This window comes from Thauera sedimentorum, assembly GCF_014489115.1.
GTDB classification, from domain to species: Bacteria; Pseudomonadota; Gammaproteobacteria; order Burkholderiales; family Rhodocyclaceae; genus Pseudothauera; species Pseudothauera sedimentorum.
This window is the reverse complement of sequence record NZ_JACTAH010000002.1, coordinates 551,936-575,557: the sequence shown is the minus strand read 5'-3', so window position 1 is coordinate 575,557 and position 23,622 is coordinate 551,936. Positions and strand designations below refer to the sequence as shown.

Annotated in this window: 25 protein-coding genes and 1 riboswitch; of the genes, 15 read left to right on the top strand and 10 right to left on the bottom strand. The window is 67.1% G+C overall.

Annotation, left to right across the window (positions count from 1 at the left end; all coding sequences use genetic code 11):
- Nucleotides 1-69: 69 nt before the first annotated feature.
- Entirely contained in the window at nt 70-801 is a 732-nt protein-coding gene (locus IAI53_RS12495) for an ABC transporter ATP-binding protein (RefSeq protein ID WP_187718517.1), read from the bottom strand.
- Nucleotides 791-1,621: an ABC transporter ATP-binding protein gene (locus tag IAI53_RS12490; protein WP_222948293.1), complete on the bottom strand. Its 831-nt coding sequence runs from the start codon at nt 1,619-1,621 to the stop codon at nt 791-793. Before IAI53_RS12490 ends, IAI53_RS12495 begins: the two co-directional genes overlap by 11 nt.
- A gap of 106 nt (nt 1,622-1,727) precedes the next feature.
- On the opposite strand from IAI53_RS12490, the gene bamE reads away from it, so the two are divergent.
- The 9 genes from bamE (at nt 1,728) to IAI53_RS12445 (ending at nt 11,733) form a co-directional block, all read left to right on the top strand.
- Nucleotides 1,728-2,216, top strand: coding sequence for an outer membrane protein assembly factor BamE domain-containing protein (gene bamE / locus IAI53_RS12485; RefSeq protein WP_187718516.1), 489 nt, complete (start codon nt 1,728-1,730; stop codon nt 2,214-2,216).
- A gap of 4 nt (nt 2,217-2,220) precedes the next feature.
- Nucleotides 2,221-2,844 carry a hypothetical protein gene (locus IAI53_RS12480; RefSeq protein WP_187718515.1) on the top strand — a complete coding sequence of 208 codons (624 nt, stop codon included), beginning with the start codon at nt 2,221-2,223 and terminating at the stop codon, nt 2,842-2,844.
- Between the two features lie 97 nt (nt 2,845-2,941).
- Nucleotides 2,942-3,796, top strand: coding sequence for an alpha/beta fold hydrolase (locus tag IAI53_RS12475; RefSeq protein ID WP_187718514.1), 855 nt, complete (start codon nt 2,942-2,944; stop codon nt 3,794-3,796).
- A gap of 21 nt (nt 3,797-3,817) precedes the next feature.
- On the top strand, nt 3,818-4,201 hold the full coding sequence (locus IAI53_RS12470) for an antibiotic biosynthesis monooxygenase family protein (protein WP_187718513.1): 384 nt from the start codon (nt 3,818-3,820) through the stop codon (nt 4,199-4,201).
- Nucleotides 4,202-4,210: 9 nt separating this feature from the next.
- Nucleotides 4,211-4,279: riboswitch (S-adenosyl-L-homocysteine riboswitch) on the top strand.
- 76 nt (nt 4,280-4,355) lie between these two features.
- Entirely contained in the window at nt 4,356-8,045 is a 3,690-nt protein-coding gene (metH, locus tag IAI53_RS12465) for a methionine synthase (protein WP_187718512.1), read from the top strand.
- Between the two features lie 219 nt (nt 8,046-8,264).
- On the top strand, nt 8,265-8,720 hold the full coding sequence (locus tag IAI53_RS12460) for a UPF0158 family protein (RefSeq protein WP_222948292.1): 456 nt from the start codon (nt 8,265-8,267) through the stop codon (nt 8,718-8,720).
- A gap of 505 nt (nt 8,721-9,225) precedes the next feature.
- On the top strand, nt 9,226-10,824 hold the full coding sequence (locus IAI53_RS12455; protein WP_187718511.1) for a GmrSD restriction endonuclease domain-containing protein: 1,599 nt from the start codon (nt 9,226-9,228) through the stop codon (nt 10,822-10,824).
- Between the two features lie 132 nt (nt 10,825-10,956).
- A complete protein-coding gene (locus tag IAI53_RS12450; protein ID WP_187718510.1) occupies nt 10,957-11,226 on the top strand; it encodes a hypothetical protein in 270 nt (89 codons plus the stop codon).
- 99 nt (nt 11,227-11,325) lie between these two features.
- Entirely contained in the window at nt 11,326-11,733 is a 408-nt protein-coding gene (locus IAI53_RS12445) for a hypothetical protein (RefSeq protein WP_187718509.1), read from the top strand.
- Nucleotides 11,734-12,244: 511 nt separating this feature from the next.
- Here the strand turns inward: IAI53_RS12445 and IAI53_RS12440 are convergent.
- Both IAI53_RS12440 and IAI53_RS12435 read right to left on the bottom strand, forming a co-directional pair.
- The gene (locus IAI53_RS12440; RefSeq protein ID WP_222948291.1) at nt 12,245-12,439 is read right to left on the bottom strand and encodes a type II toxin-antitoxin system RelE/ParE family toxin; all 195 of its coding nucleotides are present in this window, start codon (nt 12,437-12,439) and stop codon (nt 12,245-12,247) included.
- Nucleotides 12,440-12,527: 88 nt separating this feature from the next.
- Nucleotides 12,528-12,812, bottom strand: coding sequence for a hypothetical protein (locus IAI53_RS12435; protein WP_187718508.1), 285 nt, complete (start codon nt 12,810-12,812; stop codon nt 12,528-12,530).
- 161 nt (nt 12,813-12,973) lie between these two features.
- Between IAI53_RS12435 and IAI53_RS12430 the strand changes: the two genes are divergently transcribed.
- Complete coding sequence (locus tag IAI53_RS12430; RefSeq protein ID WP_187718507.1) at nt 12,974-13,582, top strand: LOG family protein; 609 nt, start codon at nt 12,974-12,976, stop codon at nt 13,580-13,582.
- Nucleotides 13,583-13,592: 10 nt separating this feature from the next.
- Here the strand turns inward: IAI53_RS12430 and IAI53_RS12425 are convergent, their stop codons facing one another.
- Nucleotides 13,593-14,189 (bottom strand): DUF4124 domain-containing protein, encoded by a 597-nt coding sequence (locus tag IAI53_RS12425; protein ID WP_187718506.1) that lies wholly within the window; start codon nt 14,187-14,189, stop codon nt 13,593-13,595.
- 163 nt (nt 14,190-14,352) lie between these two features.
- Here IAI53_RS12425 and IAI53_RS12420 point away from each other — a divergent pair, with 163 nt between their 5' ends.
- The gene (locus tag IAI53_RS12420) at nt 14,353-14,703 is read left to right on the top strand and encodes a hypothetical protein (protein WP_222948290.1); all 351 of its coding nucleotides are present in this window, start codon (nt 14,353-14,355) and stop codon (nt 14,701-14,703) included.
- Between the two features lie 25 nt (nt 14,704-14,728).
- On the opposite strand, the gene IAI53_RS12415 is transcribed toward IAI53_RS12420, so the two are convergent.
- On the bottom strand, nt 14,729-15,874 hold the full coding sequence (locus tag IAI53_RS12415; RefSeq protein WP_225433357.1) for an MFS transporter: 1,146 nt from the start codon (nt 15,872-15,874) through the stop codon (nt 14,729-14,731).
- A 193-nt stretch (nt 15,875-16,067) separates the two neighbouring features.
- Between IAI53_RS12415 and IAI53_RS12410 the strand changes: the two genes are divergently transcribed.
- From IAI53_RS12410 to IAI53_RS12400, 3 genes are all read left to right on the top strand, one after another.
- Complete coding sequence (locus IAI53_RS12410; protein ID WP_187718504.1) at nt 16,068-16,979, top strand: LysR family transcriptional regulator; 912 nt, start codon at nt 16,068-16,070, stop codon at nt 16,977-16,979.
- 155 nt (nt 16,980-17,134) lie between these two features.
- Nucleotides 17,135-17,512, top strand: coding sequence for a thioredoxin family protein (locus IAI53_RS12405; RefSeq protein WP_187718503.1), 378 nt, complete (start codon nt 17,135-17,137; stop codon nt 17,510-17,512).
- Nucleotides 17,513-17,682: 170 nt separating this feature from the next.
- The gene (locus IAI53_RS12400) at nt 17,683-19,290 is read left to right on the top strand and encodes a SulP family inorganic anion transporter (protein ID WP_187718502.1); all 1,608 of its coding nucleotides are present in this window, start codon (nt 17,683-17,685) and stop codon (nt 19,288-19,290) included.
- Between the two features lie 73 nt (nt 19,291-19,363).
- Here IAI53_RS12400 and IAI53_RS12395 read toward each other — a convergent pair whose 3' ends face one another.
- The 4 genes from IAI53_RS12395 to IAI53_RS12380 all read right to left on the bottom strand — a co-directional run bounded on the left by IAI53_RS12395 (nt 19,364) and on the right by IAI53_RS12380 (nt 22,608).
- Complete coding sequence (locus tag IAI53_RS12395; RefSeq protein WP_187718501.1) at nt 19,364-20,581, bottom strand: exo-beta-N-acetylmuramidase NamZ family protein; 1,218 nt, start codon at nt 20,579-20,581, stop codon at nt 19,364-19,366.
- Between the two features lie 5 nt (nt 20,582-20,586).
- Nucleotides 20,587-21,159 carry a DOMON-like domain-containing protein gene (locus tag IAI53_RS12390; RefSeq protein WP_225433309.1) on the bottom strand — a complete coding sequence of 191 codons (573 nt, stop codon included), beginning with the start codon at nt 21,157-21,159 and terminating at the stop codon, nt 20,587-20,589.
- 122 nt (nt 21,160-21,281) lie between these two features.
- Entirely contained in the window at nt 21,282-22,244 is a 963-nt protein-coding gene (locus IAI53_RS12385) for a hypothetical protein (protein WP_187718500.1), read from the bottom strand.
- Nucleotides 22,245-22,284: 40 nt separating this feature from the next.
- Nucleotides 22,285-22,608, bottom strand: coding sequence for a DUF1127 domain-containing protein (locus IAI53_RS12380; RefSeq protein WP_187718499.1), 324 nt, complete (start codon nt 22,606-22,608; stop codon nt 22,285-22,287).
- Between the two features lie 206 nt (nt 22,609-22,814).
- On the opposite strand from IAI53_RS12380, the gene IAI53_RS12375 reads away from it, so the two are divergent.
- Nucleotides 22,815-23,534 (top strand): response regulator, encoded by a 720-nt coding sequence (locus IAI53_RS12375; protein ID WP_187718498.1) that lies wholly within the window; start codon nt 22,815-22,817, stop codon nt 23,532-23,534.
- Nucleotides 23,535-23,622 lie beyond the last annotated feature (88 nt).

Here is a 23,622-nt window from a genome sequence, read left to right as displayed (position 1 = left end):
GGTAGGAGCGGGCTTGCCCGCGATGCGGCGCTTGTCTTCCCACAGGCCGCATCGCGGCCAAGGCTGCTCCTACACTTCGCCCAGGTAGGCGTGGCGTACGGCCGGATCGTCGCGCAGCTCGGCGGCCGTGCCGGAGAGCGTGATCAGCCCGTTCGCCATCACGTAGGCGCGCTGCGAGAGTTCCAGCGCCAGCGCGGCGTTCTGCTCCACCAGCAGGATGCTGACGCCCTCGCGCGCGATCGTCGCGATGGTGTCGAACAGGGCGTCCACCAGGCGCGGCGCCAGCCCCATGGACGGTTCGTCGAGCAGCAGCAGGCGGGGGCGGGCGAGCAGGGCGCGGCCGATGGCCAGCATCTGCTGTTCGCCGCCCGACAGGGTGCCGGCCTGCTGGTGCAGGCGCTCGCGGATGCGCGGCAGCAGGGCCAGCACGCGCTCCAGGTCTTCGGCCACCGCCTGCGGGTTGTCGCGCGTATAGGCGCCCAGGCGCAGGTTCTCGGCCACCGTCAGGCGGGCGAACAGGCCGCGCCCTTCCGGCACCAGGGCGAGGCCGCGGCGCACGCGCTGATGGGTGGGCAGCAGATGGATCGCCTCGCCCGCGTAGCGGATCTCGCCGTCGGCCACCGGCAGCACGCCGGCAATCGCCGCCAGGGTGGTGCTCTTGCCGGCGCCGTTGGCGCCGATCAGGCTGACCACCTCGCCTTCGTGCAGCGCCAGGTCGATGCCATGCACCGCGCGTAGCGCGCCGTGGTCGACCGTCACGCCGGCCAGCGCCAGCAAGGGCGGGACGTGCTCAGCGCGCATGGCGCCCGCGCCCCAGGTAGGCCTCGATCACCGCGGGATCATCCCGCACCGCGGCGGGCGGGCCCTCGGCGATCTTGCGTCCGGCATCCAGCACCGCGACGCGGTCGCACAGGCTCATCACCAGCGTCATGTCGTGCTCGATCAGCAGCACCGTGGTGCCGTCGTCGCGGATGCGCCGGATCAGCGCGGCGAGGGCCACGGTTTCGCTGGCGTTCATGCCGGCGGCCGGTTCGTCCAGGGCAAGCAGCAGCGGCTCGGCGGCCAGGGCGCGGGCAATCTCCAGGCGCCGCCGGTCGCCGTAGGACAGCGCGTCGGCGCGGCTGCCGGCGTGCGCGGCGAGGCCGACGTAGTCGAGCAGGTCCCGGGCACGTGCCGCGGCCCCGGCCTCTTCCTCCCGGGTCCGCCTCATGCGCAGCAGGGCGTCCCAGGCGCCGGCCTGCAGCCGGCGGTGCGCGCCGACCAGCACGTTCTCGAGTGCGGTGAGCTCGCCGAACAGGCGGATGTTCTGGAAGCTGCGGGCAATGCCGCGGGCGCTGGCCAGGTGCGGCTCGCCGCGTGGCAGTACCACCTGGTCGAAGACGATGCCGCCTTCGTCCGGCGTGCAGAAGCCGGTGAGGATGTCGAAGAAGGTGGTCTTGCCGGCGCCGTTCGGGCCGATCAGCGCGAAGATCTCGCCGCGGTAGATGTCTAGCGACAGGTCGTCCAGCGCGCGGATGCCGCCGTAGTGCCGGCTCAGGCCACGCGCCTGCAGCAGCGGCACCGGCCGCTGGCGGCGCGGGGTGGGGCTGGCCTGCACTGGCTTGGCGGCGGGGTCGTTCAAGGCCGGCGGGCTCCGGGGCGGATGGTTGCAAATGCACACCGGCGGGCGCTTGCGGCACGCCGGGCCGGGTGCGATTCTAGCAGCCTGTCTAAGCGAGACGCCCCCGATGAAGAAACTGCTGAGCGTGCTGTGCGCCTGGATCGCCGCGCTGGGCCTGCCCGGCTGCGACTACCTGAACGTGCGTGAACTCAAGCCCGGGGTGTCGACCGCCGCGGAAGTGCGCGAGCGTTTCGGCCCGCCGCAGATGGAGTGGCTCAACACCGACGGTTCGGTCACCTGGGAGTATTCGCGCCAGCCCGAGGGCGCAGAGTGCTACATGATCACCGTCGGCCCGGACAACATCCTGCGCGGGATCGACCAGGTGTTGAACGAAGCGCAGTTCGCGCGCGTCAAAGCCGGCATGAGCGGCGACGAGGTGCGCCGCCTGCTCGGCCGCCCGGCGTCCACCCAGTTCTTCGAGCTCAAGCAGGAGACCGTGTGGGACTGGCTGGTCGAGCGCGGTTCGACGACCGGCGACCCGACCTATCTCACCGTCTCCTTCGATGCCGCGGGGCGGGTGGTGGGCACCGGGCGCTACAGCAAACCCAGGCCCTGAGATCATGAACAAGCCGAATTCCCCAAGTGCCCGGCACCCGTTCCGCATGCTTGCGGTGCTGCTGCTGGCCTTCGCGCTGGGCGGTTGCGCGGCCTTCCAGCCGCCGCGTCCCTACACGTCCGAGGCCGAGGCGCTCGCCGAGCGTGGCGAGCCCACCGCGCGCTGGCCCAACCCGGACGGCAGCACGGTGCTGGAGTTCTCCACCCAGCCCTACGGCACCACCTGCCTGATGGTGGAGGTGGACGCCACCGGCATGGTGCTGCGCCAGTGGAATGCGCTGGCCGACGAAAACCTGGCGCGGGTGAAGAAGGGCATGACCCAGGACGAGGTGCGCCGCATGCTCGGCCAGTACCGCTCGGTGCAGCGCTTTGCGCTGTCCGGCGAGGAGGTGTGGGACTGGAACATTCCCAAGGACTCCATCGACCTGATCGCCACCTACTTCAACGTGCATTTCATCGACGGCAAGGTGGTGCGCACCAGCCGCACCCACGAATACCCGCGCGACGGCTGGATGATGGGCTTCGGCTTCAGCCGCGGCGGCGCGTACTGGGGCTCCTACTGGGGGCCGCACTGGGATCCGCGCTGGGGCTATCCGCGTCCGCATCCCTACTGGGGGTGGGGCTGGTAAAGCCTCCCCCGGCCAGGGCTGGGGCGAGCACAAAGCCCGGCAGGGCGCGTAGACTGCGCGCTTTCCCCATGCCGCCCATCGCGGGCACCGATACCCGATGCAGCGTTTTCACGCCGACGACGGCGAACCCATCCATGTCGCCGTCTCCGGCGACGGCCCGCCGGTCATCATGTTGCACGGCTGGACGTCCAGCCACCGCGACTGGAACCCCTTCATCGACCGCCTCTCCGCCAGCCACCGGGTGTTCCGCTGGGACGCGCGCGGCCACGGCGGCCACGCCGTGCACACCGCCACGGTGCCGACACTGGCACGCATGGCGCGCGACCTCGCCCAGCTGATCGAGCACTGGCAGCTCGACGAGGTCACGGTGGTTGGCCATTCGATGGGCGCGCTCACCCTGTGGCGGTACGTGCTCGATTACGGCTGCGAGCGTATCGCGCGCGTGGTCATCGTCGACCAGTCGCCCAAGCTGGTCACCGACGAGGGCTGGTCACTGGGCATCTACGGCGACTTCGACGCCGTGCGCAACGCTGCCTTCATCGACGCGCTGCGGGCGGACTTTGCCGAGGGTGTGCTGGGCCTGATCGCCGGCGGCCACAATGCCGCGGCGCGCGAAGCCTACGCGGCCAACACCGAGGCCATCCAGACCATGCGCGGGCGCTTGGCGCGCATGGCGGCGCAGCCCTTGATCGACTGCTGGGCCAGCCTCACCGCGGCCGACCTGCGCGCCGCGCTGCCACGCCTGTGGTGCCCGGCGCTGCTGGTCTATGGCGGCGAGAGCAACTTCTACAGCGCGGCCACCGCACGCTACGTGCGCGACCACCTGCCCGAGTCGCAACTGCTGGTCTACCCGGGCGTGGACCACGCCCCGCACCTCTGGCGGCGCGAGCGCTTCGCCGCCGACCTCGCTGCCTTCCTCGACGGCGCGCACGCGGGGGCTGTCCTATCCTGAGAGCAGCACAGGAGGGCGTCGATGTACGTGGTGGTGTACTGGTGGCGGGTCAAGCCCGGCAAGGAAGAACAGTTCCGCGAGGCCTGGCGGCGCGGCACGCGCGAGATCTCGCGCATCTACGGCGGGCTGGGCTCGCGCCTGCACCGCGCGCCGGACGGGCGCTTCGTGGCGATCGCCGAATGGCCGGACCGCGACACCTGGCAGCGCGCCTATGACGCCAGGATGGTGTACGACGACAAGGAGGCGCGCGCCATGTTCGTCGACGCCATCGCCGAAGTGCCGCCGGGTAACGAGCCGGTGTTCACGCTTGAGTTGCTCGACGACCTGCTGGCGCGCTCGGGCGCGCTGGACGAGGTCGGCAGAGACAAGGCCGGCTGCTCGACAGCCCGGGGCAATCCCCCGTAAAATCACGCCCTTGCCGAGGAGCGCTGCGACCCGAGACACGGGCCAGGCTCGGCAACCGAACAACGGCGCTCGCAAACCACCCCCGGGTTTGCCGCGCCGTTTGCTTTTGTGGCGCCGCGCCGGGGGTTAAGACCCGATTCGAAGAGGCCCCACGATGCAAGCCGACCGCAGTACCGAACTCCGCCAGCACCTCGCCCGCCGCATCCTGATCCTGGATGGCGCCATGGGCACGATGATCCAGCAGTACAAGCTGGGCGAAGGCGACTACCGCGGCAGCCGTTTCGTCGATCATCCCAAGGACCTCAAGGGCAACAACGACCTGCTGGTGCTGACCCGCCCGGACGTCATCGGCGAGATCCACCGCTCCTACCTCGAAGCCGGCGCGGACCTCATCGAAACCTGCTCCTTCAACGCCACCCGGGTGTCGCAGGCCGAGTACGGCATGGCCGACATCGCCTACGAGCTCAACGTGGCCTCCGCCCGCCTGGTGCGTGAGCTGTGCGACGAATTCACCGCGCGCAACCCGGCCAAGCCGCGATACTGCGCCGGCGTGCTGGGGCCGACCTCGCGCACGCTGTCGATCAGCCCGGACGTGAACGACCCCGGCTACCGCAACATCGAGTTCGACGCGCTGGTCGACGACTACTACGACGCCGCGCGCGGCCTGATGGAAGGCGGCGCCGACCTGCTGCTGATCGAGACCATCTTCGACACGCTCAACGCCAAGGCGGCAGTGTTCGCCATCGAGAAGCTGTTCGACGACCTCGGCCGCCGCCTGCCGGTGATGATCTCCGGCACCATCACCGACGCCTCCGGGCGCACGCTCTCCGGCCAGACCGCCGAAGCCTTCTGGAACTCGCTGGCGCATGCGCGGCCGATTTCCTTCGGCCTCAACTGCGCGCTCGGCGCCAAGGAACTACGCGCCTACGTGGAAGAGCTGTCGACGGTGTGCGACACCTTCGTCTCCGCCCACCCCAACGCCGGCCTGCCCAACCCGCTGGCGCCCACCGGCTACGACGAGACCCCCGAGCAGCTCGCCTCCGCGGTGGTCGAATGGGCGCGCTCCGGCCTGGTGAACATCCTCGGCGGCTGCTGCGGCACCACCCCGGCGCACATCGCCGCCATCGCCCAGGCGGTCGAAGGCAACGCCCCGCGCGCGGTCCCGGAGATCGACAAGAAGCTGCGCCTGTCGGGTCTTGAGCCCTTCAACGTCGGCAAGGATTCCTTGTTCGTGAACGTCGGCGAGCGCACCAACGTCACCGGTTCCAAGGCCTTCGCGCGCATGATCCTGGAGGGGCGCTTCGACGACGCGCTCGCGGTCGCGCGCCAGCAGGTGGAGAACGGCGCCCAGGTCATCGACATCAACATGGACGAGGCCATGCTGGATTCGAAGGCCGCCATGGAGCGCTTCCTCAAGCTGATCGCCTCCGAGCCGGACATCTCGCGCGTGCCCATCATGCTCGACTCCTCCAAGTGGGAGGTGATCGAGGCCGGCCTCAAGTGCATCCAGGGCAAGGGCGTGGTGAACTCCATCTCCATGAAGGAGGGCGAGGCCGAGTTCCTGCGCCAGGCCCGCCTGTGCCGGCGCTACGGCGCCGCGGTCATCGTCATGGCCTTCGATGAGAAGGGCCAGGCCGACACCTACGCGCGCAAGACCGAGATCTGCAAGCGCGCCTACGACCTGCTCCTCAGCATTGGCTTCCCGCCCGAAGACATCATCTTCGACCCCAACATCTTCGCCATCGCCACCGGCATCGAGGAGCACGACAACTACGCGGTCGACTTCATCGAGGCGGTGCGCTGGATCGACACCCACCTGCCGCACGCCAAGACCTCGGGCGGGGTGTCCAACGTGTCCTTCAGCTTCCGCGGCAACGACGCGGTGCGCGAGGCCATCCACACCGTTTTCCTCTACCACGCCATCCGCGCCGGCATGAGCATGGGCATCGTCAACGCCGGCATGCTGGGGGTGTACGACGAACTCGACCCGGTGCTGCGCGAGAAGGTCGAGGACGTGGTCCTCAACCGCCACCCCGGCGCCGGCGAGGCGCTGGTCGAGTTCGCCCAGACGGTGAAGGAAGGCAAGGCCAAGGACAGCGGCCCGGACCTCTCCTGGCGCGAGCAGCCGGTCGAGGAGCGCCTCAAGCACGCGCTGGTCAAGGGCATCACCGACTTCGTCGTCGCCGACACCGAGGAGGTGCGCGCGAAACTGGAAGCCGAGGGCAAGCCGCCGCTTTCCGTCATCGAAGGCCCGCTGATGGCCGGCATGGACGTGGTCGGCGACCTCTTCGGCGCCGGCAAGATGTTCCTGCCCCAGGTGGTCAAGTCCGCGCGCGTCATGAAGCAGGCGGTCGCCCACCTGATCCCCTTTATCGAGGCCGAGAAGCTGCGCACCGGCTCGACCAGCAAGGGGCGCATCGTCATCGCCACGGTGAAGGGCGACGTGCACGACATCGGCAAGAACATCGTCGGCGTGGTGCTGGGCTGCAACGGCTATGAGGTGATCGACCTCGGCGTGATGGTGCCCACCGACAAGATCCTCAACGCCGCCAAGGAGCATGGCGCGCAGGCCATCGGCCTGTCCGGCCTGATCACCCCGTCGCTGGAAGAGATGAGCCACGTCGCCGCCGAGATGCAGCGCCAGGGCTTCGACGTGCCCCTGCTGATCGGCGGCGCCACCACCAGCCGCGCCCACACCGCCATCAAGATCGCCCCGCACTACCAGCAGCCGGTGGTCTACGTGCCGGACGCCTCGCGCGCGGTCGGCGTGGTCACCGCGCTGCTCTCCGAGGGCGGCGCGGACGACTTCAAGGCCCAGCTGGCCGCCGACTACGACAAGATCCGCGCCCAGCATGCCAACAAGAAGGGCGTGCAGCTGGTGAGCCTGGAGGCGGCGCGCGCCAATGCCTACGATGCGCTGTCGCTCGAAGGCTATGTGCCGGTCGAGCCCAACACCACCGGCGTGATCGCGCTGGACGTGGACCTGAACGAGCTGCGCGACTACATCGACTGGGGCCCCTTCTTCCAGACCTGGGACCTGGCCGGCAGCTTCCCCAGGATCCTCGACGACGAGGTCGTCGGTGAGACCGCGCGCAGCGTCTTCCACGACGCGCAGGCCATGCTGGAAGACCTGATCGCCGGCGAATGGGTGCAGGCCAAGGCGGTGTTCGGCCTCTTCCCGGCCAACCGCGTCGGCGACGACATCGAGCTCTTCGACGACGAATCCCGCAGCCATCCCATCATGACCTGGTACGGCCTGCGCCAGCAGCACGAACGCCCGGCCGGCAAGCCGCACTGGTGCCTGGCCGACTACGTCGCCAGCAAGGATTCCGGCGTGCGCGACTGGGTGGGCGCCTTCGCGGTGACCGCCGGGCTGGGCATCGAGCACAAGCTCGCCGAATTCGAGGCCGCCCACGACGACTACCACGCCATCATGCTCAAGAGCCTCGCCGACCGCCTCGCCGAGGCCACCGCCGAATGGCTGCACGAGCGCGTGCGCAAGGAATACTGGGGCTACGCCGCCGACGAGTCGCTGGACAACGCCGCGCTGATCAAGGAAGCCTACCGCGGCATCCGCCCCGCCCCCGGCTACCCCGCCTGCCCGGACCACACGGTGAAGGCCGCGCTCTTCCAACTGCTCGACGTGCCCACCAACGCCGGCATGGGCCTCACCGAAGCCATGGCCATGACCCCGGCCGCGAGCGTGTCCGGCTTCTACTTCGCCCACCCGGAAAGCCGCTACTTCGCCATCAGCAAGATCGGCGAAGACCAGTTGCAGGACTGGGCCAAGCGCACCGGCATGAGCGTAGACGCCGCGCGCAAGTGGCTGGCGCCGCTGCTCTGAGCAGGGTGGCTCGCCCTGTAGGAGCGGCCTTGGCCGCGATGCGGTCGACGGGAAGCGCACACCGCGACCACATCCAAGGGTCTTTCCCACGACCGTCCTGAGCAGGGCTGCACGGCGCACCGCTCCGCGCCGGCTGTGCAAAGGCAGCCCTCCAGCCAGGATATGGGACGGGCGATTCGCCCGGCCCGCTGGACATGGTCTTGTCGCACAATAAGGCCCATGAATACCGACCGCCCCGCCGCTCAAGTCCGCCTCGACGACCTGTTCATGGCTTTCGAGTTCGTCAGCAGCAGTGCCCCATACGACACCGCCGCATATGTCGATCGCGAAACCGGCAAGATGATCCTGGTGTCGCCGGAACTCGAACCGGACGCAGAGATTCCCGACGACATCGACACCTCGGAGCGCTATGTTGCCGTCCCCAGCAAGCGAGAGTTCGATCTCGGTCGGGACCTCGTGTTCTCGTTCATGAGAAAGGAGCTTCCCGCGCACTTCGACGAAGTGGCGGGCATCTTCCAGCGCAAGGGCGCATACGCCCGCTTCAAGAACTTCCTCGACCGCCGAAACGCCCTGGAGCGATGGTACGACTACGAGGAGCAGGCCACCGAAGAGGCGCTGCGCCAATGGTGCGAGGAAAACGGCCTGTCCATCGGCGACGACCGACCGCGCGGCTGACCCGCAACTGGCGGGGAAGCGTGCAATCGCATCGTTTCGGCGGCGTCCGTCCCAATTGCTGATCGCGACTCCGGCCCAGGCGAGGTCGGGGCGCCACCAAACCCAAACATCCTGCGCGCGCCCAAGCGCAGCGTCGTCGCCCTGTCCGTCGATCACGCCCGCAGGGGCACACGATAGGCGGAATCGACGGCCTCGAGCCTGTGGCGCCCCCGTCGTCTGAGCGCGCCACCTGCAGGATCGAGCGCCCTGCCATCCCGCCGCATGGCGTCACCGGTTAGTCATTGATTTCTTAGACGTTGCGGCAGACCCGAGAAATGTTGATCGGGTCGTTTGACAGTCAAACAGCGGTCGGATAGCGTCATGGCTGATGACGAGGAGATGGGTGAGCGATCCGCATATCATGCCATTCTGGATGGCGGGATAGACGGATTCCGCATATTGTCCTATCGGCCCATTCCGTCTACTACAACTGCTATCCACATATGATCGAACGAACTCAAAACATATGAAGAAGCCAGAACTCAACACCACATCGCTGAAAATTGATAAGTTAATTAATCGCGTAGACAACGGAGAGATCAAGATTCCGGCATTCCAACGTGGATACGTATGGAAACAGAACCAGATCATTGAACTCTTGGAGAGCTTGGTAAAGCAGTACCCGATAGGCAGTATCCTGCTGTGGGAAGCCACGCAACAAGAGAAGTTGCGATCGACAAGAAACATAGCGGGATACAGAATTCCAGACAAAGGGGAGAACTGGCCCGTCAACTACGTTTTGGACGGGCAGCAAAGGTTGTCCTCCATATATTCCGTATTAAGTGACAACGTAGAACAAGAAGAATCAAGCGAAAAGTACAATCCAAATCTGGATATTTTTGAGATCTATTACGACTTTTCTAGGAAGGCTTTTCTCCCAAAATCAGATGCCGATAGAACTTCCAGGTCGGTCGTCTTGCTTCGCAATATTATTGACCCAATAAAACTCGTTGATGAGTTATCCGGACTAGATAAGAAACATCACTCCGATGCAAAGACGCTATCTTCGATCTTTCTAAACTACGAAGTCCCTGTTGTTCAAATTAAGAACAGAACAAAAGAGGAAGTCGGCGTCATATTTGAGCGCATCAACAACACGGGCACCAAGCTTAACACCCTGGACCTCATGACAGCATGGACGTGGACCGAAGACTTCCACTTGTTAGATGCAATAGATGAACTCCTTGAAGAGCTCGAAGAAAAATCGTTTGGCTCAATTGATCCGAAACTAATGCTTCAGATCGTCTCCGGAATAATTATCGGATCAACGAAAACAGAAAATGTGCTGAGACTAACAGGGGAACGAGTTAGGGACAATTGGGAAAATATAGAGGAATCCATCAAGGCTGCGATTGATTTCCTGTCCACCGAGATGAAATGCTCAAATATTGAATTCCTACCATTCCATCAACAGCTCATACCGTTAAGCAGATTATTCGCAAAAACAAAGCGGGTGACGGTTGATCAAATTTCAGTTCTTAAGCAATACTTCTGGCGAACCTCTTTCTCGGACAGATACTCGACAGGACAAACCACCGCAAAAATGGACGCGGACATAGAGTTTGTCAATAAAGTTCTAGACTACGACTTCTCTGATCTTAGCAAATATGGCGTTTCCGTCACTTCAAAGGATTTGATAGAGACTCAGTTCTCAAAGGCAAATCCAGTTACAAGAGCGTTCTTGCTCCTGTGCGCTCAACACGAGCCGCTTGATCTGGCAAATGGAAGAAAGGTGGACGTCGGTAATTCTCTATCATCATTCAACAGAAAACAGTATCACCACGTCTTTCCGAACTCGTTTCTCACGAAGAATGGAGTGCCGAAGTCCAGAAGGTTCTCGGTGCTCAACTTTTGCTTCTTGCCGTCCGACTCCAACAAGAAGATATCTTGCAAGAGCCCTTCTGACTACTTCAGCACCGTCGTCCCAGTCAGTATTGGCGACGAAATCCTGAAGAGCAATCTCTTGCCAATGGATAGCAATATATATGCAATGGACGATTACGACGCGTTCTTAGAAAGAAGGGGAGAAGTCGTATTGAAAGCAATATCGCAAGTAACAGGATAAGCTAACAAGCGCATGAACTCAGACCGCAAATAGCGGCGCTATGCTTCGCTTTTTGCGGCTGGTTATGCTCGGCGTTGGACAGACATGCAGTGGGCAGTTCCCGCATCCCACAATCGCACAGGAAGACACGCAATGAAGCAGTTCGAGGAAAGGGGCAATCGGCTCAGATCTGAAGCAAAAGCACTCGTGTTTGAATTCATGTGCGCCTCAGAGCAGTGCCAGCCTGGCCGAGAAGGAATGCGGCTATCGCCAATCTTTCGAGCTTGCGGCTTCGACTGGGGCGAGTATAGAAAAGCAACATCATCCAATCAGCAGTACTGGGTTGTAGCGCTGATGCGCGAACTCGAATCAGAGGGAAAAGTCGAGCGAGTATCGGAATCTGGACCGTGGCGCCTTCGCTGATTGTCCGCAAGAACGATGCATCCCTAGAAAACGGCGCCCACGGACCGTCAAAATTTGTGCCTTTGCCGTCCGCTGACCATGCACGTTAGGCTGGATCTCATGTCCACTATTCGTGCATTTCGTCAAACGTTTGCGGCTGCTGTAGCTGTTGGCGTTATCGACTGGGCATTACCACTGGCTGTTGCCGAGAAGACGATGTACGCGGGATCCTGGATCGGATACCTTTTGCTAGTTGCATTTGGGTTTCTCGCCATCCGGGAAGGGAGCCGATACCGGTACGTATTGCGCCACACATGGGCGTTCGTCGGCTTCTGGTTTGCTCTTGGCGTCTTGAGCTTCACTCTCGGTCGGACCGACGTGCCACCCGAAGACCGTGTTCTTGGGCTTCAGGGTTACCTTTTTGCAACCGTCCTGTTTCTTCCGGTCGCGTTTGCCTCATCTAGCCTTGGTGCCGCCATAGCTCATTTCCTCGCGAAGCTACGCCATGATCGGCCAGATGCAGCTTAACCCTGAAGTCCACAGGCCTTGCGCAGAAAGCCGCGCAAGGCCGGTTACCTGCACGTTGGGCGTCTTGGGAAATATATTGGGCAGACCACGGTTTGAGAAAACGCGGGCTGTCCGAATTTGTCCAATGGAGGTTAGCTTGATTCGATTGAGTTCCCTTGCAAAGATAAATGGATTGGTCGGCTTATTTGGTGGAATGGCGAACGGATTGGTCAATGTTGTATTAACTGGCAGTGGTGAAGGCATTGGATATCTAGCCGGAGCGTTTGCGATATCATGCACATACCATGCTGCGAGTTTTTTAGTCTTAACCTTGTTGGCTTATCCATTGATTGCGTGGTTGGATCGCAGTGGACGAATTAATCTTTCCTAGAAGTTTTGGGGACAGACCACGGTTTGCAGAAACGTGGGCTGTCCCCATTTATCAGGAGGCCGCCTTGATTGCATGGAGTGAGGACAACGGCCTTGCGGTGGGCGGCAGTTAGCTGCTGGCGAGCGTTCGCGAACCTGGTGATCAGATCAACGGATAACCGGCCTCGCGCTGGTGTTGAATCGCGAGTATCAGTACCGCACCGTGTTCCTGCACATATGCGTACAAGGCCAGATAGCCGGTGGTGCCGCGCGAGATGACCTGTTCGCGCAAGTCGTGCTCCACCGGGCGCCCGATGAACGGGTGCTGCTTGAGTATCTGTACCGCCTCGGCAATCACTCAACCGTGAGCTGCGCCGTGGCAGGCTCGGTGTCGAGCAAGAAATCTGTTACCCGTTCAAGATCGGCCAGCGCCCGTCGAGCGTAAATTACTTGCGCCAAGACTCGGCCTCTGGCCGGGCGACAAGCTCACCCCGCGCCCGGGCCCGCGCGTAGGTGTGCACTGCATCTGCCGTATAAGCCTGTCCCGATTCAAGTGTCTCGGCCTGCGCGGCAAGGGCGTCGGCGACAAAGCTCGCACGCTTCTCTGCCGCCACCGCTGCGGACCGGATCGCGTCGACCATGAAGGCATGAGGGCTGACACCCTGCTGCCTGGCTGCGGCCAGCGCGAGTTGCTTCAGATCCTCGGGAAGTTTCGGCGAGGTCGTGCTCATCGATGGGCTCCGGCGTCGGGTGCCACCAAAGTAGCGCCCGACGATTGGGTCGGCAAGCGATGTGTGCTTCGTCGAATGGTCCATTGGGTGGATGCCGGGCGTTACCATTGCGGTCTGCCGGTCAGTGACCGGTTCCTACGTCACCACACCCGGGATTCTCCATGACCGACACCAGCACTCCGTCTGCCCTCAAAAGTCTCTGCGTCTATTGCGGCTCCAGCACTGGCCGGATCGAAGCCTATGCCGATGCTGCCCGCGCGCTGGCCGCGACCATGGTCGCGCGCGGCATCCGCCTGGTGTATGGTGGGGCCAGCTTGGGGATCATGGGCGTGGTGGCCGACGAGGTGCTGCGCCTGGGCGGCGAGGCGGTGGGGGTGATTCCCGAGTCGCTGATGCGCAAGGAACTGGCCCATGCGGGCCTGACCGAGATGCACGTCACCCCGTCTATGCACGCGCGCAAGACACTGATGGCGGAACTGGCCGACGGCTTCGTGGCGTTGCCGGGCGGCATCGGCACCTTCGAGGAGATCTTCGAGGTGTGGACCTGGGGCCAGCTCGGTTTCCACCGCAAGCCCTGCGGCCTGCTCAATGTGGCGGGCTACTACGACTCGCTGATCGCCTTCCTCGACCATGCGGCGGACGAGCAGTTCGTGCGCGCCGAACACCGTGCGATGGCGGTGGTCGAGTCCGACCCCGCGGCCCTGCTCGATCGCTTCGCGGCCTACCAGCCGCCCGCGCTGCCCAAGTGGGTCGGGCGCGGCGAGACCTGAGGCGTAGCGTTCAGCGCTGGAGGATCTGCGGGCGCAGCTCCGGTTCGGTGGCCGGCACGCGCTCGCGCCCGGTGAAACGGGGCGGGGGCGGTTCCGGGTAGCGCGGCGGGTCGTCGTGCCAGAGCGGCCGCCGCACGGTGCGCGGCACGATGATCTTCTGCTCGATCTCCAGCCGGTCGGGCTCGCGCAGTCCGCAGGCGCCGTACATGGCCGCCCGCTTGGCTTCGATCGCCGCCTCGTTCTGCTTCAGCGCCCCCGCCTCCAGTTCATAGGCGCGTTGCGCCTGGCTGCAGGCGAAGCTGTCGACACGCTCGGCCTGCAGGTCGGCTTCCGAACGCTGCACCCGCGCTTCCTCGGCCGCGCGCACCCGCTCGCGCAGTGCCTCCATCTCGCGCAGCAGGGCCTGCTCGCGGGCGCCGCTGCTATCCACCGTGTTGGGTTCCGGTACCGCGATCTCGGCGGCGGTCTGGCCGGGCGGGCAGGGCTGGTCGGTGAAGCTGGTGTGGCCGTTGGCCGGGTCCACGCATCGGTAGATCTGTGCGCTGGCGGAGGTGTTCCAGCACAGTGCCAGAAGCAGGGCGGCGGTGGGCAGGACAGGGGCAGACATGGGGTGCGCTCCCGGATATCGCTCGGTGTTTCACGTTGACCGGTTTGGCATGCCGACGATCCATATCGTCCCGGAAATCCGCATGTTACGCCTGCTTACGGCGCCCCGCCCGGCGCGCGGCTAGGCTTGAAAGGGTGTTGAACAGACCATCGGAGGAGCGATCATGAACACGATGCGCAAACTGTCCGGCGGTTCGATCCGTGCCCTGCGCGGTCTTGCGGTGTTGTGCGCGCTCGGCGCGTTTGCCTTGCCGGCTGCGGCCCATGCGGAAGCCGGTAGCGGATCTGCCGGGGAGCAAAGGTCCACGGCCGGCGAGGTCGGCCACGCGGTGGGTTCGACGATGCGCGACATCGGCGAAGGCGCGCGCGACGTGGGCAAGGCGGTGGGTCATGGCGTGGTCAGAGCCGGCAAGGCGGTCGGCCACATCGCCCGTGACGCGGGCGTGAAGATCGGCCACGCGGCGCGCGACGGCGCCCGCGGGCTGGCGCAGGGCATCAAGGGCGAGGACGAGTGACGCACCCGGCGGCCGGGCGCAGGCTTCAGCCTTCGGCCGCGGCAGACCCCAGGCGCCGCAGGTAGAGCGCCACCGCAAAGGCCGCCGCGGTGCAGGCGAGCAGCATGGCCACCATGCCCGGCCAGCGTCCGGCGCTCCAGGCGAACCCGCCCAGGGTGCCGAGCACGCTGCTGCCGAAGTAGTAGCTGCACAGGTAGAGCGCGGCAGCCAGGGCGCGGCGCTCGCCGGCACGCTTGCCGACCCAGCTGCTGGCGGCGGTGTGGGTGGCGAAATAGCCGAAGGTGAAGATGCCCACGCCCATGATCAGCACCGGCAGATGGTCGCTGACCGTGAGCGCCAGTCCGGCGGCCATCACCAGGGTCATGATCCACAGCACGTTGTGCCGGCCGATGCGGTCGGCGAGCCGCCCGGCCCAGGCGGAGGCGAAGGTTCCCACCAGGTAGAGCAGGAAGACGGCGCCGATCGCGGTCTGCCCGAGCCCGAAGGGCGCATCGTGCAGCCGGAAGCCCAGGTAGTTGTAGAGCCCGACGAAGGCACCCATGATCACGAAGGCGGTGAGGAAGAGCCAGGGCAGGCCGGCGTCGCGGTAGATCGCCGCCACGTCGCCGAGGATGCGCCGCGGCGTGGCCGCCCGCGCCTGGAAATGGCGCGAGGCCGGCAGCCAGCGCCAGAAGGCCAGCGCCGCCGCGAGGCCGAGTACGCCCAGCACCCCCAGCCCGATCCGCCAGTGGGTGAAGTCGGTCAGCAGCGCGGCGAGGAAGCGTCCGCTCATGCCGCCGAGCGCGTTGCCGGCGATGTACAGGCCCATCGCGCGGCCCTGCGCGTTGGGGGCGATCTCCTCGCCCAGCCAGGCCATCGCCGCAGCCGGCAGGCCGGCCAGGGCCAGGCCGAGCAGGGCGCGCAGCACCAGTAACTGATCGAAGCTGCCGACGAAGGCGGCAGCCAGCGCGAGCAGGGCCGCCAAGGCCAGCGCCGCATTCATCACCCGGCTGCGGCCGTAGCGGTCGGACAGCACGCTGGCGGGAATCAGCGCCAGCGCCAGCGCGCCGGTGCCGGCCGATACCGACAGGCTGGCGCGCGCCGGGCTCACCGCGAACTCGCTGGACAGCAGGGGCAGGATGGGCTGGGTGCCGTACAGCATGGCGAAGGTGGCGAAGCCGCCGACGAACAGCGCCAGGTTGGCGCGCCGGTAGGCGGCGGTGCCGGCCTCCAGGCGGGCGGGCGGCGTGCCCGGGGCTGTGGCCGACGGCGGGGGCAGATCGAGCGGGGCGGTGGTCGTGCGGGACATGGCGCAGATCGTATGTTGCCGCGTAGCGGCCAGTCCAATATATTCGAAAGAGTGTATTGATACGTTTTGCAGATATATGGAACTGCGCCACCTGCGCTACTTCGTCGCCGTTGCCGAGACCCTGAGCTTTACCCGCGCGGCCGAGCGCCTGCACATCGGCCAGCCGCCGCTGTCCATGCAGATCCGCGACCTCGAGGCGGAACTGGGCGCCCGCCTGTTCGAACGCTCGCGGCGCAAGGTGGCGCTCACCGAGGCCGGGCGGCGTTTCCTGGAGCACGCGCGGGCCATCCTGGCGCGTGCCGCACATGCGGCCGAGGACGCGCGCCGCGCCGCGGCCGGCGAGGTGGGCGAGCTGCGGGTCGGCTTCACCTCTTCGCTGCCCTACACCGAGATCATGCCGGACCTGTTGTCGGCCTTCCGCCGCCGCCATCCGGAAGTCCGCCTGCAACTGCGCGAACTGTTCACCACCGCGCAGTTCGCCGCGCTGGCCGAAGGCGAGCTGGACGTGGGCCTGGTGCGGGTGGGCGCCGACGCGGCGCCGCCGGGCATTGCGCTGCGCGAACTGGCGCGCGAACCGCTGCTGCTGGTCATGCCCGCCGCCCACCGCCTGGCACAGCGCGCGTCGGTGGGCTTTGCCGAGCTGGCGGAGGAGGAGTTCATCACCTTTCCGCCCGGTACCGGCACCGGCCTGCCGGACATGCTGCAGCAACTGGCGCGCGCGGCGGGCTTCGTGCCCCGCATCGTGCAGACCGCGCGCGAAGCCACCACCCAGATCGGCCTGGTGGCCGCCGGCCTGGGCCTGGCGCTGCTGCCCGCGCCGCTGGCCTGCGTGCGCATCCCGCGGGTGCGATACCTGCCGCTGAGCGATGGCGGCGCGGACTTCCCGCTCTCGGTCGCCTGGCCGGACCGCGAGCCGCCGGCGGTGACCGCACGCTTCCTGGAGGTGCTGGACGAGGTCTGCGCCGCGGCGCGAAACGGCCGTCCGTAGGCGCGGGCTGTAGGAGCGGCCTTGGCCGCGATGCAGCGGCTGTTTCCTCGAAGTCCGCATCGCGGCCAAGGCCGCTCCTACAGCCCGCCCGGTGGGCGGCGCGCGGTCAGCTGGGTTAGCATGGGCGCTCGACCACCCCACGGAGCGGCACCGATATGGCCTGCATTGAAATCACCGGCGAGAACTTCGAACAGATCATCAACGACAACCCGATCGTGTTCCTCGACTTCTGGGCCACCTGGTGCGGGCCGTGCAAGAGCTTCGGCCCGGTCTTCGAGGCCGCCGCCGAGGCCAACCCGGACATCGTCTTCGGCAAGATCGACACCGACGCGCAGCAGGAGTTGGCCTCGGTGTTCGGCATCCGCTCGGTCCCCACGCTGGCGGTGATCCGTGAGCGCATCATGGTGTTCCGCGAATCCGGTGCGATTCCCGCCAACGCCCTGCAGCACATCGTGGATGGTGCGCGCAATCTCGACATGGACGAGGTGCGCGCCGAGATCGCTGCACAACAGACCGGGCAGCAGCAGGACTGAGCACTACGCTGCGGCGCAGCTTGCAGGCGCTGCGGTTTTGCCGCATCGTCCCCGTCTTGCAGGACAACGACAAGAACAATGACGGGAGGAGACAGCGTCCCTCGGGCGCGCAGACGCGCGCCCTGAATCGGCCACGACCCGTCCGGCCGGTTTGCTTGCAGGGAGGCTAGATGGAGTTCTCTTTCGGCAAGGCCGGATTGCGCGGCGACCTGTTCGGCGGGCTCACCGCCGGCGTGGTGGCGCTGCCGCTGGCGCTGGCGTTCGGCGTGGCCTCCGGCGCGGGTGCGGCCGCCGGGCTGTATGGCGCGATCGCGCTGGGTCTGCTGGCTGCGCTGTTCGGCGGCACGCGGATGCAGATTTCCGGCCCCACCGGGCCGATGACCGTGGTGTTCGCTTCCACCCTGGTGGCGGTGGGCGGCAATCTGTCGCTGGCCATGGCGGCGGTGCTGGTCGGCGGCCTGGGGCAGATCCTGCTCGGCGCGGTCAAGGCCGGCGGGCTGGTGCGCTTCATTCCCTATCCGGTGGTGTCCGGCTTCATGAGCGGCATCGGGGTGATCATCATCCTGCTGCAGATCGCTCCGCTGCTCGGCGCGCAGCCGCTGTCCGCGCCGTTCAAGGCCCTGCTGGCGCTGCCGGCGACGCTGTCGGCGGTCAACGGCCAGGCCTTCCTGCTCGCCTTCCTCACCCTGGTGATCGTGTTCCGCACGCCGATGCGGGTCAGCCGCATCGTGCCGGCGCCGCTGGTGGCGCTGATCGCCATGACCGTGCTGTCGGTGGTGGCCGGTTTCGAGGTGCCGGTGATCGGCGAGATCCCGATGGGCCTGCCGGACCTGGTGCTGCCGCAGTTCTCCATCGATACCTGGACCACGGTGCTGGTACTGGGCTTCACCCTGGCCATGCTGGGCAGCATAGACAGCCTGCTGACCTCGCTGGTGGCCGACTCCATCACCCGCACCCGCCACGAATCCAACCGCGAGCTGTTCGGCCAGGGCCTGGGCAACATCCTGTGCGCCTTCGTCGGCGGCCTGCCGGGGGCGGGCGCCACCATGCGCACCGTGGTCAACATCAAGGCCGGCGGCAGCGGACGGCTGTCGGGCGTGGTGCATGCGCTGTTCCTGCTCGCCCTGCTGCTGGGCGCCGCGCCGCTGGCCACGCAGATCCCGCTGGCGGTGCTGGCCGGCATCCTCATCAAGGTGGGCATGGACATCCTCGACTACCGCCTGCTCAAGCTCCTGCGCACCGCGCCGCGTACCGACGTGGCGGTGATGGCGGCGGTGTTCGTGCTCACCGTGTTCGTGGACCTGATCGTCGCGGTCGGTGCCGGCGTGGTGCTGTCGATGGGACTGATCATCCACCAGCTGATCGGCCAGGCGAGCTTCAAGGTGGCGCCGGACGAGGAGCCGGCCGCGGCCGAGGCCGGCCCGGGCAGCACGATGCGCGGCGGCGTGCGGGTGCTGGAGGTGGCGGGGCCCTTCTTCTTCGGCTCCACCAGCCGCCTGCTCGACCGGGTCGACCAGGTGCTGGGCACGCGCGCGGTGGTGTTCGACTGCAGCCGGGTGCCCTTCATGGACCTGTCGGCGGTGTTTACCCTGGAGGAGATGATCGAGGGCCTGAAGGCGCAGGACATCGCCGCCTTCGTGGTGGTGCCGCCGGCGATCCGCGCGCAGCTCGCCGCGCTGGGCGCCCCGAGCCTGCCGGAGCACATCCTCTACGACGACTACGCCCCGGCCAAGGCGGCCGCGCGCGAAGTGGCTGACGGTCCGCGGCGGCTGACATGAACTGTAGGAGCGGCCTTGGCCGCGATGCGGCGCTTCCGTGCACCAGCCGGCCGCATCGCGGCCGAGGCCGCTCCTACATGGGGTAGCGCAGGAAGGGGGCGCTGGCTTCGCGCCAGGCGGCTTCGTCGGCGCTGGCCAGGGCCTCCAGGTCGCCTGCTTCGGCGGCCGCATCGTCCACCCATTCGCGCAGCAGCGGGCTACCGTTGATCAGGTCGATCGCCAGGCGGTCGTGCTCGTACTCGTAGGGGAAGTCGCGCCACAGCGGGTAGTCCGGCGCCAGCCGGCGCAGCGCCTTGAAGGCCAGCGCCTGCAGGCGCCAGGGGCGGAAGGCGGCGTGGTCGTAGGCGCCGTCCTCCACATGGATGTGCACGCCGTTGCACAGCTTGCCGGCGTGCTTGTGAAAGGTGGGTTCGAACCAGCATTCGCGCAGCCGGCAGCCGGCCAGCCACTGTGGGGCCAGGGCGTGCATCTCGGCGAGCAGGGCGCGGGCGTCGAGGTCGGGTGCGCCGAACAGTTCTAGCGGGCGGGTGGTGCCGCGCCCTTCCGACAGCGTGGTGCCTTCCAGCATCACCGTGCCGGCGTAGCAGCGTGCCATCCACAGGTTGGGCGCGTTGGGGCTGGGGTTCACCCAGCTGCGTTCGCCCAGCGGCCAGCCGTGGCCGGGTGCCGCACCCGGCTGCCAGCCGGCCATGGTTATGACCTGCAGGTCCACGTCCAGCCCGAGTTCGGCGACGAACCAGTGGGCGAGTTCGCCCATGGTGAGGCCGTGGCGCATCGGCAAGGGGCCGGCGCCGACGAAGCTCTCCCAGCCCGGGCGCAAGAGCGTGCCTTCCACCGGCCGGCCGGCCGGGTTGGGGCGGTCGAGCACCCACACCGACTTGCCGTGTTGGGCGGCGGCCTCCAGCACGTAGCGCAGGGTGGTGATGAAGGTGTAGATGCGGCAGCCGAGGTCCTGCAGGTCGACGAGCAGCACGTCGAAGCTGGACATCATCGCGTCGGTGGGCCGGCGCACTTCGCCGTAGAGGCTGAACACCGGGATGCCATGCAGCGGATCGACGAAATCCGGCGATTCGATCATGTTGTCCTGCTTGTCGCCGCGCAGGCCGTGCTGGGGGCCGAAGGCTGCGGTGAGGTGCAGGTCGGGCAGGGCGGCGAGGGCGTCGAGCGCATGGGTCAGGTCCGCGGTGACCGAGGCCGGATGGGCGAGCAGGGCGACGCGGCGGCCGGCCAGCGGGCGGCGCAGGGCGGGGTCGGCGATCAGGCGGTCCAGGCCGAAGAGGGTACGGGTCATGGTGGTCAGCAATCGGGGAGGATCGGCGCAAAGGCCAGCGCGAAGCCGCGCCGGTCGTGGAAATCGGGGCGTTCGGCGGGGTGGCGCAGCGCCCAGTACTGCAGGCTGCCGTCCCTGGCCTCGCTCACCGCGCTGAGGCCGAGCATGAGCAGGCGGCCGGGCGGGGCCCCCGGCAACAGCTGCGCGGGCAGGGTGGCGTGCAGGCTCAGCAGGCCGGGGGTGGCGACGGTCTCGATGGCGGGCGCGGGCAGGGCGTCGGGCGTGGCGGCGCGCTGGCGGTAGGCGCTGAACGCGTAGCTTGCCCACTGGCCCGACGGCGAGAAGTTGTACTCCCGGTAGCCCGCTTCGCCCGCCACCGCCACGAAGGCTTCGCAGCAGGTGTGTGCCCACAGGCCGTCGGCCGGTCCCGGGGCCTGCGGCGCGGGGAGCAGCAGGCCGCCGCCGTGGGCCAGCGCGAAGGACAGGCGCAGGCCGCCGTCGGCATGGTGGTCCACCTCGACCGTCAGCGAATGCACCGGCCCGTCCGGGGTGGCCGGGTGGGCGAGCAGGGCGAGGCGGGCGGGCAGGCGGGCGGGCATCGGGGGCGGGATCGGCGGGGAAGGCGCCCATGGTAGCGCTCCGCGGGGCGCCGGCGACAGTCCTGCCGGCGGAGAAAGCGAAACGGCCGCCCGCAGGCGGCCGTGGCGGGACGGGCTGAGGCTCAGTGCACCACGAGGTTCACATCCTCGACGATGGGGGCGAGCGCGGCGCCGATGCGGGCGAACTGGGCCTCGCTGATCATCGGCCCGAGCGCCTTCTGGAAGCGCGGGTCCTGCACGCCGGAGACGATGTACTGCCAGCGGTAGGCGCGGCGCAACGTGGCGTGGATGCGCCCGGCCTCCTCGGCGGTGAAGCCGCGCCCGGCGGTGGCGACGAAGTGCTGCGCATCGGCCGCGGCCTGTGCCACCAGGATGCCGTCGACCGCGCCGACCAGGGCGATCAGGTCATCCACCGCCTGGTCGCGCTGGGCCGGGGTGAGGCGGGCGTCCTCCTGCACCCACTCCATCTCGTCGAGGATGGCGTGCTGCGATTCCTCGCGCGCGTGGTGCAGGAACACGTCCTTCCACAGCTCGGAGAGCTGGTCGTCCGGGTCGATGCTGCTGTGGTAGTGGGCGAGCACGAACATCTCGATGTGGCAGGTCAGGCCCAGCACCGCCCAGCTGGAGGCGGCCAGCACCGCGGCGGCGACCTCGTTGGGATCGGGCACGTAGGTGTAGCCGGCGGGCATGCCCTCGGCGGCCATCGCGTCGAGCCGGCGGAACATCTCCTGGTGCTTGATCTCCTCGTCGGTGAAGCGCACCAGCGCTTCCAGCGCGATCTGGTCGCCGAGCCAGTAGGTGCGCGACACGTCGAGCATCTTGGCGCCGATGAAGCGCTCGACCAGGCCGAAGGTGTTGGCGTAGGTGCGGCCCTGCACCTGCGAGAAGTAGCGCTTCTCGGCCGGGCTGAGGAAGGGCAGGTCGGCGACGCGCGACAGGCCGTCGGGCAGGAACTTCTTGCCGAAGTCGAACTGGCGGCCGCGGATCACGTCGCGGTCGATGTCGAAACGGACCCGCCTGGACACTTCCACGCACTTGGCGTAGCGCTGGGTGTCGATCGGGCTGAGGGTGGCTTGGGCTTCCATGGTGGTGCTCCTTGCTGGTGGGAGAGGGGGCTGGGGGTGCTCAGTAGAGCGGGGAAACGTAATGCGACCCGGCCTGGCGCCGGGTGCGCTCGCTGCTGCCGTGCATCTCGTCGGCCAGCGAGCCGATCTCGGCGCGGTGCAGGCCGATGTCCTTGAGCGTGCGCTCGTCCAGCCTGGCCAGGAGGTGGATCTGGCGGCGGCGGGCGCGCTCGCGGCGGCGCTCGGCCATCATCTGCCGCGCGGCCTGTCCGATATGGGCGGCGGCGCGGGCGAAGTGCGCACGGGCGGCGGCGATATGGGCGGTGGCGCGCTCGGCCGCTTCAAGGCCTGCGGGGTAGGCGACGGGGGGCTGGATGGACTTCATGGCCGGTTCTCCTGTGTGCTCTGGGGCGACCTCGGTGCCTTGCGGGGCGTGGGTCGTTGGAGCGCATGGTGGGCCGGCGAGGTATCGGGCGATTGTCGATTCGGTGCGATTGCGTATCGTCAGGTATCGGCCGTGTATCGCCCGCGTTTCAGATCCGCCCGCGCGCGCTGTCTATACTCAAGACGGCATGCTCGGGAGACCTTGCGATGGAGACGAACGGCCGCTTGCTGCTGGTGGACGACGACCAGGGCGCGCGCGAGATGCTGCGCGAGTACCTGTCGCTGCATGGATTCGAGGTGGCCGAAGCGGCCAATGGCGTCGAGATGCGCGCGGCGCTGGCCGGCACGCCGGCGGAAGTGGTGCTGCTCGACCTGCGCATGCCCGGCGAGGACGGCCTCAGCCTGTTGCGCTGGCTGCGCGAGCACTACCGGGTCGGCGTGCTCATGGTCACCGGCGCCGGCGAGGTGGTGGATCGCGTGGTCGGCCTGGAGATGGGGGCCGACGACTACATCGCCAAGCCCTATGAGCCGCGCGAGCTGCTGGCGCGGGTGAAGAGCGTGCTGCGCCGGGTGCAGGAAGCCGCCGCCACCGCGGCCGGCGGCGAGCCCGCGCCGCGCGCCGAGGCCATGCTGGCGGTGGGCGAATGCCGGCTTGACCCGCGCTCGCACCGCCTGTTCGGCGCGGACGGCGAGGAGATCGTGCTGACCGCGATGGAGTTCGAGCTGCTCAAGGCCTTCGTCGACCACCCCAACCAGGTGCTGTCGCGCGACCGCCTGCTGACCATGACGCGCAACCGCGAGTGGGAGCCCTTCGACCGCTCGATCGACATCCGCATCGCCCGCCTGCGCCGCAAGGTCGAGCCCGACCCCGAGCGTCCGCAGCTGATCCGCACGGTGCGCGGCGCGGGCTACATGTTCGTGCCCTGAACGCCGTCCGCGCCTGCGACAGGCGTGCAGTGTTTCAGCCGTGTTTCCGTGGTAACCGCCGGGTAACAGAGCGCTACCCCCGGGTTGC

What these genes read in the sequence shown, in the direction of transcription:
- IAI53_RS12430 (WP_187718507.1), top strand. Translation starts at nt 12,974, where the DNA reads ATGACCGACACCAGCACTCCGTCTGCCCTCAAAAGTCTCTGCGTCTAT.
- IAI53_RS12405 (WP_187718503.1), top strand. Translation starts at nt 17,135, where the DNA reads ATGGCCTGCATTGAAATCACCGGCGAGAACTTCGAACAGATCATCAAC.
- IAI53_RS12480 (WP_187718515.1), top strand. Translation starts at nt 2,221, where the DNA reads ATGAACAAGCCGAATTCCCCAAGTGCCCGGCACCCGTTCCGCATGCTT.
- metH (WP_187718512.1), top strand. Translation starts at nt 4,356, where the DNA reads ATGCAAGCCGACCGCAGTACCGAACTCCGCCAGCACCTCGCCCGCCGC.
- IAI53_RS12395 (WP_187718501.1), bottom strand. Translation starts at nt 20,581, where the DNA reads ATGACCCGTACCCTCTTCGGCCTGGACCGCCTGATCGCCGACCCCGCC.
- IAI53_RS12495 (WP_187718517.1), bottom strand. Translation starts at nt 801, where the DNA reads ATGCGCGCTGAGCACGTCCCGCCCTTGCTGGCGCTGGCCGGCGTGACG.
- IAI53_RS12425 (WP_187718506.1), bottom strand. Translation starts at nt 14,189, where the DNA reads ATGTCTGCCCCTGTCCTGCCCACCGCCGCCCTGCTTCTGGCACTGTGC.
- IAI53_RS12400 (WP_187718502.1), top strand. Translation starts at nt 17,683, where the DNA reads ATGGAGTTCTCTTTCGGCAAGGCCGGATTGCGCGGCGACCTGTTCGGC.
- IAI53_RS12475 (WP_187718514.1), top strand. Translation starts at nt 2,942, where the DNA reads ATGCAGCGTTTTCACGCCGACGACGGCGAACCCATCCATGTCGCCGTC.
- IAI53_RS12455 (WP_187718511.1), top strand. Translation starts at nt 9,226, where the DNA reads ATGAAGAAGCCAGAACTCAACACCACATCGCTGAAAATTGATAAGTTA.
- IAI53_RS12445 (WP_187718509.1), top strand. Translation starts at nt 11,326, where the DNA reads ATGTCCACTATTCGTGCATTTCGTCAAACGTTTGCGGCTGCTGTAGCT.
- IAI53_RS12470 (WP_187718513.1), top strand. Translation starts at nt 3,818, where the DNA reads ATGTACGTGGTGGTGTACTGGTGGCGGGTCAAGCCCGGCAAGGAAGAA.
- IAI53_RS12420 (WP_222948290.1), top strand. Translation starts at nt 14,353, where the DNA reads ATGAACACGATGCGCAAACTGTCCGGCGGTTCGATCCGTGCCCTGCGC.
- IAI53_RS12435 (WP_187718508.1), bottom strand. Translation starts at nt 12,812, where the DNA reads ATGAGCACGACCTCGCCGAAACTTCCCGAGGATCTGAAGCAACTCGCG.
- IAI53_RS12460 (WP_222948292.1), top strand. Translation starts at nt 8,265, where the DNA reads ATGAATACCGACCGCCCCGCCGCTCAAGTCCGCCTCGACGACCTGTTC.
- bamE (WP_187718516.1), top strand. Translation starts at nt 1,728, where the DNA reads ATGAAGAAACTGCTGAGCGTGCTGTGCGCCTGGATCGCCGCGCTGGGC.
- IAI53_RS12390 (WP_225433309.1), bottom strand. Translation starts at nt 21,159, where the DNA reads ATGCCCGCCCGCCTGCCCGCCCGCCTCGCCCTGCTCGCCCACCCGGCC.
- IAI53_RS12385 (WP_187718500.1), bottom strand. Translation starts at nt 22,244, where the DNA reads ATGGAAGCCCAAGCCACCCTCAGCCCGATCGACACCCAGCGCTACGCC.
- IAI53_RS12450 (WP_187718510.1), top strand. Translation starts at nt 10,957, where the DNA reads ATGAAGCAGTTCGAGGAAAGGGGCAATCGGCTCAGATCTGAAGCAAAA.
- IAI53_RS12375 (WP_187718498.1), top strand. Translation starts at nt 22,815, where the DNA reads ATGGAGACGAACGGCCGCTTGCTGCTGGTGGACGACGACCAGGGCGCG.
- IAI53_RS12410 (WP_187718504.1), top strand. Translation starts at nt 16,068, where the DNA reads ATGGAACTGCGCCACCTGCGCTACTTCGTCGCCGTTGCCGAGACCCTG.
- IAI53_RS12380 (WP_187718499.1), bottom strand. Translation starts at nt 22,608, where the DNA reads ATGAAGTCCATCCAGCCCCCCGTCGCCTACCCCGCAGGCCTTGAAGCG.